This is a genomic window from Nocardioides humilatus, assembly GCF_008373755.1.
Lineage (GTDB): Bacteria > Actinomycetota > Actinomycetes > Propionibacteriales > Nocardioidaceae > Nocardioides > Nocardioides humilatus.
Genome location: NZ_VUJV01000003.1, coordinates 1,249,831 through 1,262,669, shown reverse-complemented (window position 1 = coordinate 1,262,669; position 12,839 = coordinate 1,249,831). Strand labels below are relative to the sequence as shown.

Below are 12,839 nucleotides of genomic sequence, written 5' to 3'. Positions count from 1 at the left end.
GCTACGCCGACTCTGGCGTCAGGTCGACCGGGTCGCCGATGGGCTCGGTGGGGAAGTGGGTGTCGCGGAACCGCTCCGCCATTCGCACCGACGGACCGATCCCGAGCGTCGCGACGACGATGATGCCGGCGATGACCAGCCACCCTTCGCTGCCACCGATCCAGGACAGCGCCAGCCCGGTGTAGAGCCACGGGGCCCACTGGCCGCCGAGCGCCCGGCTGACCTCGCCGACGCCTTGGTATTCGCCCCGTCGGAGCGGGTCCATCAGCTCGGCCTCGAAAGCCCAGCTCGCTCCTGAGATCGCCAGCTCGGCACCGGTGACCGTCACGTGGCCGAGCCAGACCAGGAACACGGTGACCAGGCCCACCGTCGAGTGCGTGACCATCGTGATGAGGCACGACCCCACGAAGAAGGCGGTCGACCACCACGTGTAGCGCAGCGCGTCCTGCAGCGTTCGCACGCCCCTGGCGGTGTAGGCCGGCAGGAAGATGCAGAGCACGGTGTTGGTGCCGAAGAGGAATGCCAGCAGCACACGAGGTGCGTCGGTGGCCTCGACCAGCCACAACGGGATCACGACGTTGAGCAGGACCTGGTTGGTCCACAGGGTGCCGGTGAAGAAGCTCGTCAGCATCCAGCCGATGTTGCGGGTGGGGCCAGGGCCGGGGGGCTTCACGCGTTGCTCGCCGCTGGCTACCCGGAGGTCGTGGGGCGCGGCGGGCAGCTTGGTGACCCAGAACCCGTTGGCCAGCATGAGCACCGCCGCGAACCACGGCGTGTATTGGACGACGGTCAGGCTGCCCGTCGCCAGCGCGACGCCGCCGATTGCGGCACCGAGGGTGAAGCCGAGGTTGAGCGAGGAGTACATGTAGGCGCGGGTCTCGACGCGCTCGTCGGGCGGCAGCACGTCGAGGACGTAGGAGCCGTGGCTCGCCCCGCCGATCGAGCCGAAGATGGCGAAGACGACGCCGACCATCAGGTATTGCTGGAAGCCGTCGACGAAGGGCAGCGCGACGAAGCACCCGGCCCGACCGACGGTGCTGCCCGCCCACATCCGCTTGGGCCCGAGCCGGTCGACGATGCGGCCGGCCGGGTAGGCGAAGAGGAACTCCGCGACGCCGACCAGCGTCAGGGCGAGGCCGACCTGCGCGGCCGACATGCCGACGACCTGGGTCAGGAAGACCGCGCTCCCCGTGTTGAACGCACCCTCGCCGGTCGAGAACAGCATCGACTGCGTCGCGAGGCTTCGCGACAGCGGCGTTGGTGGGATCAGTCGGGCGAAGAAACCACGCTGGTCACCCGGGAGTGTGGTCGTCACTCCGTGCATTTCACCCCAGACCGCCGACAGCGGCCACCGAATTACTAACCTCGTCCCCATGGCAGCGCCTCTCGACCTGACGCCCGCCGGGGATCCGGCCGACGTGGTCGAGCAGATCCGCGGCTGGTTGGCCGGACCGGACGACGTCCGGCTGGTCGTCGCCACCTCCGGATCGACCGGCGCGCCGAAGCGGGTGGCCCTCCGTCGCCGGGCGGTGCTCGCCTCCGTCGAAGCCTCTGCGCGGCGTCTGGGAGCGACCGGGCCGTGGGTGCTGGCACTCCCGCCGACCTACGTCGCGGGCATCCAGGTGATCGTGCGCTCCCTGGTCGCCGGCCACGAGCCGGTCCTGCTCGAGCGCGACGGTTGGCCCGAGGCCGAGGGTTGGTTCGTGTCGCTCGTGCCCACGCAGCTGGGTCGGCTGCTCGACGACGAGTCGGCCGTCGCCGCCCTGGGTCGCGCGCATACCGTGCTGCTGGGAGGGGGCCCGATCGACCCGGCCCTCCGGGCGCGGGCGGGTGCGGCCGGCGTACGGGTGATGGCGACGTACGGCGCCGCCGAGACCGCCGGCGGGTGCGTCTACGACGGCCTGCCGCTCGACGGGGTGGCCGTTGCTGTCGGTGAGGGTGGTCGGATCCGGATCGGCGGCCCGACGCTCTTCGAGGAGTACGTCGACGAGCCCGCTCTGACCGCGGAGACGCTCGTCGACGGGTGGTACCGCACCTCCGACGCCGGCCGACTCGACGAGGACGGCCGGCTCCAGGTGCTCGGCCGGGTCGACGACGTGGTCGTGAGCGGCGGAGTCAACGTGCCCGCGGTCGCCGTCGCGGCGCGGCTGCGGGAGCACCCCGACGTCGCCGCCGCCGAGGTGCTCGGTGTGCCCGACGAGGAGTGGGGCAACCGGGTTGTCGCGTTTGTGGTCGGTGGCGCCGCTAGCGACGAGCTGCGGGACTGGGTTGCCGAGGCCTACCCGCGCGCCTGGGCGCCCCGGCAGGTCGTCCGACTCGACGCGATCCCGCTGCTGCCCAACGGCAAGCCGGACCGCCAGGCGCTGCGGGGGCTGGCGTGATCCGCGTCGTCTCGATCCCCATGCGCACCCGCTTCCGCGGGGTGACGGTCCGCGAGGCGGCGCTGGTGCGCGGGCCTGCGGGTTGGGGGGAGTGGAGCCCCTTCCTGGAGTACGACACATCAGTGGCCGAGCCCTGGCTGCGGTGCGCCGAGGAGGCGGCCGCGGGCGACTGGCCCGCCCCGCTGCGGGACGTGGTGCCGGTCAACGTGACGGTCCCGGCGGTCGGCCCCGAGCAGGCGCACACGATCGTGCTGCAGGGCGGCTGCCGCACGGCGAAGGTCAAGGTCGCCGAGCCGGGTCAGTCCCTGGCCGACGACGAGGCCCGCCTCGAGGCGGTGCGCGACGCGATCGGACCGGACGGCAAGATCCGCGTCGACGCCAACGGAGCGTGGTCGGTCGAGGAGGCGGTCCGCGCGATCGCGGTCCTGGACCGCGCCGCCGGCGGTCTGGAGTACGTCGAGCAGCCGACCGCCACGGTCGAGGACCTGGCCGCCGTACGGCGCCGCGTGCAGGTGCCGATCGCGGCCGACGAGTCGATCCGACGAGCCGCTGACCCCTACCGGGTGCGCGACCTCGAGGCGGCCGACATCGCCGTGCTCAAGGTCCAGCCGCTCGGCGGAGTCCGCGCCTGCCTGCGGATCGCCGAGGAGATCGGGCTGCCGGTCGTCGTGTCCTCGGCGCTGGAGACCTCCGTCGGTATCGCCGCCGGCATCGCACTGGCTGCGGCGCTTCCCGAGCTGCCCTACGCCTGTGGCCTCGCGACCGTGCAGCTGCTGACCGACGACGTGGCAACGAGCCCCTTGCTCCCGGTCGACGGTGCGCTCCGGATCGGGAGCCCCGCGGTCGACGAAGCCGCCCTCGACCGGCTGGCCGCGGCCCCCGACCGGATCGCGTGGTGGGAGACCCGCCTCGCCGCCTGCCGCCTGCTGCAGCAGGATGGTCGCTCGTGAGCGGGATCAGCGGTGTCGACCTGGGTGCGGCCGTCGTCGACCGGCTCGCCGCCGTCGGCATCTCTGAGGTCGTCCTGGCCCCGGGCTCGCGCAACGCTCCGCTCGCGTTCGCCGTCTGGGCACGCGAGCTGGATCTCCACACCCGGATCGACGAGCGCTCTGCCGGGTTCCTCGCCCTCGGCCTCACCAAGGTCGGCGCTCGCGCCGCGGTGATCTGCACGTCCGGCACCGCGGTCGCCAACCTGCACCCAGCGGTGCTCGAGGCAGCGCATGCCGCGGTCCCGATGGTGGTGGTCAGCGCGGACCGGCCCACGCGCCTGATGGCGACGGGGGCCAACCAGACCACCGACCAGGTCGGGATCTTCGGTCCGCTGGTCCCGACGTACGACGTCGCCGACCTCGCCGACCTCGACGCCGTCCCCTGGGACACCCCCGGCCCGCTGCACGTCAACGTCCGGCTGGACGAGCCGCTGGTGCCGGGTGCCTTGGTTTCGAGGCTCGCTTCGCTCGCACCTCAACCAGCGGCCGTGGCGGCGGAGTTGGCTCGTCGAGTAGGGCGGAGCGAGGAACGAGCGGAGCCCGTATCGAGACGCCTCCCGCTCGGCCCCCGCACCGTCGTGGTGGCCGGAGACGATGCCGGTCCCCGGGCACGGCTGCTGGCCGAGAAGGCGGGCTGGCCGCTCCTCGCCGAGCCGTCGAGCGGCGCGCGGCGCGGTAGCCAGGCGCTGCGCACCTACCGCCTGCTCCTGGGCACCGACCTCGGCGCCGAGATCGAGCGCGTCGTGGTGTTCGGCCGCCCGACGCTGTCCCGCCCGGTCACGCGGCTGCTCGCGCGGTCCGATGTCGAGGTCCTCGTCGTCCCCGGGCGCGGTGTCTGGCCCGTGCGGCCACCGGGGTCGCGGGAGCTCGAGGGCGTCCCCGACGCCGATCTCGACGACCCGGCCTGGTTCGCGCGGTGGAAGGAGGCCGACACCGAGCTCGGTCGGCGCATCGACCGGCTGCTGACAGGCGAGCCGACCCTGACGCCGTACGACGTCGCGGCGGTCGTCGCCGCTGCCATGCCCGCGGAGAGCCTCTTGGTCGTCGGTGCGTCCAGCCCGATCCGCGACCTCGACGTCATGGCGCCGTCCGCGCCGGTCGCCGAGCACCGGCTGGTGATCGCCAACCGCGGCCTGTCCGGCATCGACGGCACGATCAGCACGGCCATCGGGGCCGCGATCGGTCGGCGCCGAACGTCGCGCGCCGTCGCGCTTATGGGCGACGTGACGTTCCTCCACGACCAGTCGTCGTTGGTGCTGGGCCCCGACGAGGCCCGCCCCGACCTGACGATCGTGGTCGTCAACGACGACGGCGGCGCGATCTTCTCCATGCTCGAGCAGGGCGCACCGGAGCTGGCCGAGCCGTTCGAGCGGCTCTTCGGGACACCGCACGGCGCCGACCTCGCCAGCCTCTGCGCCGCGACCCGCACCGCGCACCTGCGCGTCACGTCACGCCCCGAGCTGGAGCAGGCGCTGGCCAGCCCCAACGGCGGCATCGAGGTCATCGAGGTGGTCGTCGACCGCACCGGGCGTCGCGACCTCGACGCCCGGATCCGCGCGCTGGCGAGCGCGCCCGCCTAGCGGTTCCCGGTCAGCAGACCGCGACCAGCGTGAACGCGGTGTTGATCGCGTTGCCCTCCAAGTCGGACAGGAGCACCAACACGAGCAACGGGTCGGCCGGCTGTTCGCCGACCTGGGCGATCGCCGGCGGCGCGGCGTCCAGGAGCGCACCGGCGGGTCCTGGGGTGACCGAGAACGCACAGGCTGTGATCGGCCGCCCGAAGCTGATCCTGTAGGTGCCGGGTGAGGTTGATATCGCCGAGACCGCACCGCCACCCGTGCCCGCCAGGTTGCCGTTGGCGGAGACCTGCGCGAAGAGGACGCCGACGTCCGCGTTGGACAGGCTGAAGTCGGTGACCTCGCTCGAGCCGACCGAGCCGTCGGCCAGGTCGGCCTGGGTGAGCGTGGCGTTGAGGACGTCGACCGACGCGACCGAGTTGTCGCCGACGTCGACGCTCTTGATCGTCGCGTCGACGATGTCGGCGCCGGTGATGGTGGCGGCGGCGTAGGCCGTGCCGCCGGTCCAGATCAGCAGCACTGCTGTGCCGGCCAGGACCTTGCCGAAGGTCAATTGCGGAATTCTCATGGCGGGGCCGTCCTCGAGCGATGGAACGAAGTCCCCGAAAATGGCCCAGGAGTCCGGGCTAGGTGAGCGACGCTACTCCGGCGCGACGGCAGCGCTCCGGAAACTTCGCACCCGAGTGATCCGGGCAGCCCCCGCAGGCGAACTCCTCGTGTCCAGTTTCTCAGCCCGTACGGGCCAACGAAGGGGTTGTCATGTCCGTTCTTGTCACCGTCAAGGTCGCCGCCGACGTCGAGCTCTTCCAGAAGTCGCTCGACGCGCGCGGCGACGAGTTCGTCGCGATCTCGCAGCGCGGCAAGGCCGCCGGCGCGATCCACCACGAGTTCGGGGTCGGTCCCGACTATGTGCTCGTCATCGACGAGTGGGACACCGCGGAGAACTTCGAGGCGTTCTTCACCTCGCCGGAGCTCCAGGCGTTCATCCCGACCATCGGGGGCGACACCTCCGTGCCGCCCGAGATCACCTTCGCGACCGCTCTCGACTCCCTCGACAAGTTCTGACGCCGCGCCGGCCGGCCCTGCTCGCCGGAGACCCGATCGCTACCTGAGCGACACGTCCCAGAAGATCAGGATCGGCCAGGCGACGACCTCGCCGAGCCAGGAGAACAGCTTGTCGCCGCCGTCGAGCGCGGCGAGGTGGTCGTCGTGGTTGACGGCCCAGAGGAGCCCGACCAGGAGGTACGGGATGCCCACGGCGATCGCGAGCGGCACGAGGTTCATGACGCTCGTGACCGTCTTGTAGACGTAGTTCTCGCGCACGTCGGACATCAGGCAAGCCTCCCGAGGATCGGCTGCGACTCGAGCAGGCCCTCGTCGCTGGGCGTCGTACCTTCCCCGAACACCCGCGCCTCCTGGCGGGCGCGCAGCTCCTGGTGCGCCTCCGAGGGCTTGTCGTAGCCGTAGCGGCGCCGGCCCTCGGCGGGCGTGACCACCTCCGCGTTGGTCGGCGGGACTCCGAGGAAGATCGGTGCGACCACCGGAACCGTCATCGGGGACAGGAAGCGGAGCAGCAGCAGCTCGGCCCGCTTGTTGGAGTGGACGACGGCAAACACGGCCTGCAGCAAGACGGTGACGGCAGCGCCGGTCACCCGCCACTGCTTGAGGCCACTCATCTCCCGCATCCAGACAGGCATGGTCGCGATGGTCCCGGCGCGCAGCACCCTGCCGACCACCCAGGCACCGGGCCGCACCACGAGCGGCATCGGCGGCAGCATCACCTCGGCCTGGAGCAGGTGGTTCATCGCCTTGACGGCGATCTCGCTGCCCGAGAGCAGCGGGCGCATCTGCTCGAAGTAGTCGCGGATCCCCTCGCGGGTGCGGGGCACGTCGTCGGGCGAGCAGGTCTGCAGCTCGGCGGCGGTCGCGCACTCGCTCCAGTACTGCTCCTCCTCTTCCTTCGACAGGCGTCCCGGTCCGTACTTCTCGTAGGCGTAGAGGATCGAGTGCCACGCGGTGAGGTGGATCCACAGCTGGGACGCCGGGTTGTTGGCGTCGTAGCGGGCACCGCCGTAGGGCTCGGTGCCGATCGCCTTGGTGTGGATCTTGACCAGCACGTCGGCGGCCTTCATGGTCTCCCGCGAACCGCCGAACGCGACCATCGCGAAGTAGCGCAGCGTGCGGTCATAGCGCGTGCGGGGCCGCTTGTAGATGTCGCTGGTCTTGTCGACCGCGGCGACCAGGTCGGGGTCGAGCTCCTCCACGACCACCGCGCGTTGGAAGCCGATGGTGAGCGAGGTGGGGTAGGACCACACCTTCCACGTGACAGAGTCGGGTCCGAAGAAGCCGTAGTCCTCGTGGGGCTGCACGTCTGCAGCCCTTTTCGAAAGTTGGAGAGCCATGGTCTAATTACTACATATCTGTAGTAATTAGGGAAGAGGTCAGGCGATTAAGGTTTCGGACGTGTCAGCTCCTCCGCGTCAGCGCCGGCCCTATGCGGCCCGGGTGCCGATGGACGTACGACGCGAGCAGCTCATGGATGCAGCGCTCGCCGTCATCGTGCGTGACGGCTACGGCGGCGTGTCCGTCGACGCCGTCGCGAAAGAGGCCGGGGTCACCCGGCCGGTCGTCTACGGCGCCTTCGAAGGACTCGGCGACCTGCTGACCGCGCTCCTGGACCGCCAGCAGGTGCGGGCGTTCGGCCGGTTGCTCGCTGCGCTGCCTGACGACCCCGACCCCAAGGATCCCGCGGCGCTCGTCGAGGTCGCGATCGAGCGCCTCGTCACGATGGTTCGCGAGGACCCCGACACGTGGCGCCCGATCCTCCAGCCGCCAGATGGGCTGCCCGACGCCGTGCTCCAGCGGATCGAGGCCGACCGCGAGCAGGTGCGCGGGATCTTCGCCGGCCTGATCGCCGGGGTCAGCGAGCAGCAGGACGGCGTGCCCTTCGACGCCGACCTCTACGCCCATGCCATGCTTGCCGTCGTCGAGCACTTCGGTCGCCTGCTGATCGACGACCCCGACCGTTTCGACACCCAGCGCATGGTCGACGGGGCCACCCGCTTGCTCCGACTGCTCTGGCGCTGACGCTCTCCCTGGCGGGCACAGGGACAATGGGCGCGTGGAGATCGCGTTCCTGCTCGTTGCCGTCGCCGTCACCGTGCTCGCGGTCACCGCGATCGCGGGTCGCGTGGGCTTCGCGCCGCCCATCCCGCTGATCCTCGTCGGCTGGGCCGGGTCCTACGTCCCCGGTGTCCCGACGATCCACCTCGAACCCGAGGTCGTGCTGCTCGGGCTGCTGCCGCCGCTCCTCTACGCGGCGGCGATCGGCACCTCGCTCGTCGACTTCAACGCCAACAGGCGCCCGATCCTGCTGCTGTCGGTGGGCCTGGTCGCTTTCACGACCATCGGCGCCGCGATCGTGGTCCACGCGATCCTTCCCGAGGTCGGCTGGCCGGCCGCCTTCGCGATCGGCGCGGTCGTCGCACCGCCCGACGCCGTCGCCGCCACGGCGATCGGCCGGCGGATCGGCCTGCCGCGGCGGGTCGTCACGATCCTCGAGGGCGAGTCGCTGCTCAACGACGCGACCGCGCTGGTGGCGCTGCGCACTGCCATCGCCTCGATCGGCGCCGCCGGCGCGATGGCGCCGGCCTGGGAGATCGGTCTCGACTTCGTCGTCGCGGCCGGCGGCGGACTCCTCGTCGGCTTCGCGACGTTCCTCCTCATCGCGAAGATCCGCCGGCACGTCACCGACCCGCTCCTCGACACGGGCATCTCCCTCGTCATCCCCTACGCCGCCTACATCGCCGCCGAGAAGATCGAGGCGTCCGGTGTCGTCGCCGTGGTCGTGGCCGGGCTGCTCCTCGGCCACAAGGCGCCGATCCTGCAGACCGCCCAGTCCCGGATCGCCGAGCGGATGAACTGGCGCACGTTGGCCTTCATGCTCGAGAACACGGTGTTCCTCCTCATCGGGCTCCAGGCGCGCTGGCTGGTCGACGAGGTGCGCGCCAGCGCGCTCCCGACCGGCACGATCGTCGGGGTCTGCCTCGCGACCCTCGGTGCGGTGATCGTGCTGCGGATGGCCTGGGTGTTCGCGGCTCGCTACCTGCTGATCCGCCCCGGGCCCGATCCGGTCACCGGACAACGGCCGCCGGCGTCGTACACCTTCTTGATCGGGTGGGCCGGCATGCGCGGTGTGGTCACGCTCGCCGCGGCCTTCGTCATCCCGGAGGACGTCGATCACCGCGAGGTGCTGCTGATGATCGCGTTCACCGTGGTGGCCGGCACGCTCCTCCTCCAAGGGATGAGCCTGGGGTGGCTCGCGCGTCGACTGCGCGTGCCCTCGCCCGACCCGATGGACGACGCTCTGGCGCGGGCCACCTTGTTGCAGCAGGCCTCCAAGGCCAGCCACCAGGTCCTCGAGGAGCTCGACGGCGATGACCCGTACGGCGTCGCCGACCTCATCCGCCAGCGGATCGAGCAGCGCAACTTCGCGGCCTGGGAGCGGCTCGGCACCACTGCTGGCGAGGAGAGCCCGGCGGCGCTCTACTCCCGCGTGCGGCAGGAGATGATCGACGCCGAGCGGGGCCGGGTCCTGGAGATCCGGTCGACCGGCGCCGTGGCGTCGGAGGTCGTGAGCGACGTGCTCGCGATGCTCGACATCGAGGAGTCGATGCTGGATGCAGCCGAGGAAGAACGTGCGGACGTGGAGGCGGTGCGGGTGAGTCGACCCAGCGGAGCGGCGTGCGACCACCTGCTCAGCGCCCCGCTCTTCGAGCCCGAGGCGCTCAACGGATGCCCGGAGTGCATCAAGATCGGCAGTCGCTGGGTGTCGCTCCGCATGTGCCTGACCTGCGGCACCGTCGGGTGCTGCGACTCCTCACCCCACCGCCACGCCACCGCTCACTTCCACGAGACCGCGCACCCGGTGATGCGGTCGGTGGAGCCCGGCGAGGACTGGCGCTGGTGCTACGTGCACCACCTCACCGCCTGACGACCGCAGCTAACGTGAGCGGCATGCGTCTGACGAAGCTCGGTCACTCCTGCATCCGCATCGAGCACGACGGCGCCGTGATCGTGCTCGACCCCGGTGTCTTCACCGCGCCGGGCGCGACCGACGGTGCCGATGCGGTGCTCATCACCCACGAGCACCCCGACCACTACGACGCCGCCCACCTGCGCGCGACGGACGCGCCGATCTTCACGATCGCCGCGGTGGCCGCCCAGATCCGCGAGGGCGCCCCCGACCTCGCCGAGCGGGTGACGATCGTCGGACCGGGGGAGGCCTTCGCGCCCGCCGGCATCCCCGTGACGGCGGTCGGTGAGCTGCACGCGGTGATCCACCCGGAGATGCAGCGCTTCGACAACAGCGGCTACCTGCTCACCCTCGGCGACACCACCGTCTTCCACCCGGGCGATGCGCTGACGGGGCCCGACCGGCCGGTCGACGTGCTCCTGGCGCCGGTGTGTGCCCCGTGGATGAAGGTCGCCGAGGGCATCGACTTCGCCCGCTCGGTCGGTGCTCCGCGCAACGTCGCGATCCACGACCGGGTCTACTCCGACGCCGGGCTCGCGATCGCCGACAACCACTTCGGCCGGTTCCTCGGTGCGGCCGGTCTCGACTACCGACGGTTGGCCGACGGCGCGGAGCTCTGAGACGTCCGTCCCCTGACCCGGGCGCGGCCGTTCTCGGCGCGAGCGGCATGATTGCCGAATGCCTTTGCGTTCCACGCTCGCCGGTGCCGCCACCGGAGTCATGCTGCTCGGTGGAGTCTTCGGATTCGCCGTCGGACTCCCCGAGTGGACCGGTGACGAGGCCGAGGCGCCCCAGGACGCGAAGCCTCAGCTCGGGTCGCCGGCGGACCTGCTGCCCGACACGCTCCTCAACGGCGGGCTCGTCCCGATCGCCTCGATCGACCCGCAGTACCAGGAGCTCGCCGACCAGGTGGAGGCCTACGGCGGCGAGACCCTCGCTGAAGCGTTCGGCACCGACGTGGCTGTCGGCATCTACTCCACGCCCGACCTGACGGCCCAGGTCGCGGTCACGATCTACAACGGTGAGTCCGGGTTGTTCCTCCAGGACGGACCGCCGGTCCCGCCGCAGATGTCGGCCAACTCCCAGTCGACCACCGACGTCGTGAAGCAGGGCGACTCGGTGTGCATCGGCAAGTGGCAGACCGAGGCCAAGGCGCAGAACCAGCCGCCCTTCCAGGTCCAGTGCCAGCGGGTCATCGACGGCCGGACGATCAACGCCTACGCCGCGCCCGGCATCAGCGTCGAGCAGGCCGCCGACATCGTCGACGACGTCATCCGCCAGGCCGGTCTGGGCTGACCGCTCAGCGCTGCAGGGCGGTCTCCTCGTCGAGCCGCTGCAGCTTCTGCGGGTTGCGCATCGCGTAGATCCGCGAGATCCGGCCGTCCTCGACCACGAAGCTGAGGGCGGTGGTCGAGCCGTCGAACGGGATGTCGAGCCGCGCGCCCGGCCGGCCGTTGATCGAGATCGGCAGTCCGGTGAACTCGATGTTGAGGCGTGCCGCGGTGCCCAGGAAGAGGGCGACCTTCTCCGCGCCGTTGATCGGCTTGCGCGCGGCGTTGGCGATGCCGCCGCCGTCGGCGACCATGACGACGTCGGGCGCGAGTACCTCGAGCAGCGCCTGCATGTCGCCACCCTGGACCGCCGCGAGGAACCGCTCCACGGCGGCCTCCTGCTCGGCGCGTTCGACCTGCATCCGCGGTCGGCGGGCGGCGACGTGCTCCTTGGCCCGGTGCGCGATCTGGCGTACGGCGGCCGCTGACTTCCCGACCGCCTCCGCGATCTCGTCGTAGGGAGTGTCGAAGACCTCGCGCAGCACGAAGACCGCCCGCTCGGCCGGCCCGAGGGTCTCGAGCACGGTGAGCATCGCGATGGAGACGCTGTCGGCGAGCTCGACGTCATCGGCCACGTCGGGGGAGGTCAGGAGCGGCTCGGGGAGCCACTCGCCGACGTACTCCTCCCTGCGGCGCGACAGCGACCGCAGCCGGTTGAGCGACTGCCGCGTCACCACACGGACCAGGTAGGCGCGCGGATCACGCACCTCGGAGTGGTCGACGGCCGACCACCGCAGCCAGCTCTCCTGCACCACGTCCTCGGCGTCGGCGGCCGAGCCGAGCATCTCGTAGGCGACGGTGAAGAGCAGGCTGCGGTGCTCGACGAACGGGTCCGCCGTACCGGGTGATCGGGGGGTCACGATCACGACCGTACGGCCCCGGCGGTGAGGGGTTCAGCCAGCGGCTTGAGCCCGCAGGCGGCGGCGAAGCCGTCCGACTCGATCGCGAGCGCCACGTTGGGCCGCGTGGTGAAGTTGGCGAACGCGATGACCGCGGTCAGCTCGACCATCGCCGCGTTGCCCAGCTGCACGCGCAGGCTCTCGACCATCTCGTCGGTGACGGTGACCGGGGTGTCGCTCATCGCCTCGGCGTAGGCGAGGACCTCGCGCTCGAGCGGGGTGAAGACGTCCGACTCACGCCACCGCGGGACCTCGCGGGCCTTGTCGAGATCCAGGTTCTTGTTGTGTGCCTCGAAGTAGTTGTAGTCGAGGCACCAGGTGCAGCCGATGAACGACGCGACCGCCATGTGCGCGAAGGTCTTGAGGCCCTCGTCGCAGGCGTTCCACTTCTTCAGCTTGCCGCCCAGGCCGCCCATCGCCATCAGCACCTTCTGGTTGTGCCAGTAGACGCCGAGCGACGTGGGCACCTGGCCGAGCGTCTTCTTGATCATGCGGGTGAACAGCGCGCCCTTGAAGCCGGTGATCTCGGCGGCGGGGATGCGGGTGGTGCTCATGATTTCCTCCTCGGTCGGGGTGTCGGCATGAAGACACCGCGACCGAGGAGGTTGTGACAGCGGGTGCGCGTTT

General features: G+C 71.0%; 14 protein-coding genes. 8 read left to right on the top strand and 6 right to left on the bottom strand.

Features of this window, described 5'->3' with window-relative positions; genetic code table 11:
- Position 1: 1 nt before the first annotated feature.
- A complete protein-coding gene (locus tag F0U44_RS13875) occupies positions 2–1,315 on the bottom strand; it encodes an MFS transporter (protein WP_246160456.1) in 1,314 nt (437 codons plus the stop codon).
- A 58-nt stretch (positions 1,316–1,373) separates the two neighbouring features.
- Between F0U44_RS13875 and F0U44_RS13870 the strand changes: the two genes are divergently transcribed.
- From F0U44_RS13870 to menD, 3 genes are read left to right on the top strand one after another with little or no spacing between them, the layout of a single operon-like run.
- Entirely contained in the window at positions 1,374–2,381 is a 1,008-nt protein-coding gene (locus tag F0U44_RS13870; protein WP_149728843.1) for an AMP-binding protein, read from the top strand.
- Positions 2,382–2,401: 20 nt separating this feature from the next.
- On the top strand, positions 2,402–3,331 hold the full coding sequence (locus F0U44_RS13865) for an o-succinylbenzoate synthase (protein ID WP_246160491.1): 930 nt from the start codon (positions 2,402–2,404) through the stop codon (positions 3,329–3,331).
- Positions 3,328–4,950 (top strand): 2-succinyl-5-enolpyruvyl-6-hydroxy-3-cyclohexene-1-carboxylic-acid synthase, encoded by a 1,623-nt coding sequence (gene menD, locus F0U44_RS13860; protein ID WP_149728842.1) that lies wholly within the window; start codon positions 3,328–3,330, stop codon positions 4,948–4,950. The genes F0U44_RS13865 and menD overlap by 4 nt, the downstream gene beginning before the upstream one ends.
- Before the next feature lie 10 nt (positions 4,951–4,960).
- Here the strand turns inward: menD and F0U44_RS13855 are convergent, their stop codons facing one another.
- Entirely contained in the window at positions 4,961–5,500 is a 540-nt protein-coding gene (locus F0U44_RS13855; protein ID WP_149728841.1) for a hypothetical protein, read from the bottom strand.
- 206 nt (positions 5,501–5,706) lie between these two features.
- On the opposite strand from F0U44_RS13855, the gene F0U44_RS13850 reads away from it, so the two are divergent.
- Positions 5,707–6,012, top strand: a complete 306-nt coding sequence (locus F0U44_RS13850) for a putative quinol monooxygenase (RefSeq protein ID WP_149728840.1) — start codon at positions 5,707–5,709, stop codon at positions 6,010–6,012.
- A 39-nt stretch (positions 6,013–6,051) separates the two neighbouring features.
- Here the strand turns inward: F0U44_RS13850 and F0U44_RS13845 are convergent, their stop codons facing one another.
- Both F0U44_RS13845 and F0U44_RS13840 read right to left on the bottom strand, forming a co-directional pair.
- Complete coding sequence (locus tag F0U44_RS13845) at positions 6,052–6,279, bottom strand: hypothetical protein (RefSeq protein WP_223163679.1); 228 nt, start codon at positions 6,277–6,279, stop codon at positions 6,052–6,054.
- On the bottom strand, positions 6,279–7,316 hold the full coding sequence (locus F0U44_RS13840) for an oxygenase MpaB family protein (protein WP_223163678.1): 1,038 nt from the start codon (positions 7,314–7,316) through the stop codon (positions 6,279–6,281). Before F0U44_RS13840 ends, F0U44_RS13845 begins: the two co-directional genes overlap by 1 nt.
- 94 nt (positions 7,317–7,410) lie before the next feature.
- On the opposite strand from F0U44_RS13840, the gene F0U44_RS13835 reads away from it, so the two are divergent.
- From F0U44_RS13835 to F0U44_RS13820, 4 genes are read left to right on the top strand one after another with little or no spacing between them, the layout of a single operon-like run.
- The gene (locus F0U44_RS13835) at positions 7,411–8,034 is read left to right on the top strand and encodes a TetR/AcrR family transcriptional regulator (RefSeq protein ID WP_149728838.1); all 624 of its coding nucleotides are present in this window, start codon (positions 7,411–7,413) and stop codon (positions 8,032–8,034) included.
- A 34-nt stretch (positions 8,035–8,068) separates the two neighbouring features.
- Entirely contained in the window at positions 8,069–9,940 is a 1,872-nt protein-coding gene (locus tag F0U44_RS13830) for a cation:proton antiporter domain-containing protein (RefSeq protein WP_149728837.1), read from the top strand.
- 23 nt (positions 9,941–9,963) lie between these two features.
- Positions 9,964–10,602: an MBL fold metallo-hydrolase gene (locus tag F0U44_RS13825; protein ID WP_149728836.1), complete on the top strand. Its 639-nt coding sequence runs from the start codon at positions 9,964–9,966 to the stop codon at positions 10,600–10,602.
- A gap of 58 nt (positions 10,603–10,660) precedes the next feature.
- Complete coding sequence (locus tag F0U44_RS13820; protein WP_149728835.1) at positions 10,661–11,278, top strand: hypothetical protein; 618 nt, start codon at positions 10,661–10,663, stop codon at positions 11,276–11,278.
- A 4-nt stretch (positions 11,279–11,282) separates the two neighbouring features.
- Here the strand turns inward: F0U44_RS13820 and F0U44_RS13815 are convergent, their stop codons facing one another.
- Positions 11,283–12,098 (bottom strand): RNA polymerase sigma-70 factor, encoded by an 816-nt coding sequence (locus tag F0U44_RS13815; RefSeq protein ID WP_246160490.1) that lies wholly within the window; start codon positions 12,096–12,098, stop codon positions 11,283–11,285.
- Positions 12,099–12,175: 77 nt separating this feature from the next.
- Positions 12,176–12,766 (bottom strand): carboxymuconolactone decarboxylase family protein, encoded by a 591-nt coding sequence (locus F0U44_RS13810; RefSeq protein ID WP_223163677.1) that lies wholly within the window; start codon positions 12,764–12,766, stop codon positions 12,176–12,178.
- Positions 12,767–12,839: the final 73 nt, after the last annotated feature.

What these genes read in the sequence shown, in the direction of transcription:
- F0U44_RS13845 (WP_223163679.1), bottom strand. Translation starts at nt 6,279, where the DNA reads ATGTCCGACGTGCGCGAGAACTACGTCTACAAGACGGTCACGAGCGTC.
- F0U44_RS13825 (WP_149728836.1), top strand. Translation starts at nt 9,964, where the DNA reads ATGCGTCTGACGAAGCTCGGTCACTCCTGCATCCGCATCGAGCACGAC.
- F0U44_RS13870 (WP_149728843.1), top strand. Translation starts at nt 1,374, where the DNA reads ATGGCAGCGCCTCTCGACCTGACGCCCGCCGGGGATCCGGCCGACGTG.
- F0U44_RS13820 (WP_149728835.1), top strand. Translation starts at nt 10,661, where the DNA reads ATGCCTTTGCGTTCCACGCTCGCCGGTGCCGCCACCGGAGTCATGCTG.
- F0U44_RS13815 (WP_246160490.1), bottom strand. Translation starts at nt 12,098, where the DNA reads ATGCTCGGCTCGGCCGCCGACGCCGAGGACGTGGTGCAGGAGAGCTGG.
- F0U44_RS13865 (WP_246160491.1), top strand. Translation starts at nt 2,402, where the DNA reads ATGCGCACCCGCTTCCGCGGGGTGACGGTCCGCGAGGCGGCGCTGGTG.
- F0U44_RS13850 (WP_149728840.1), top strand. Translation starts at nt 5,707, where the DNA reads ATGTCCGTTCTTGTCACCGTCAAGGTCGCCGCCGACGTCGAGCTCTTC.
- F0U44_RS13810 (WP_223163677.1), bottom strand. Translation starts at nt 12,766, where the DNA reads ATGAGCACCACCCGCATCCCCGCCGCCGAGATCACCGGCTTCAAGGGC.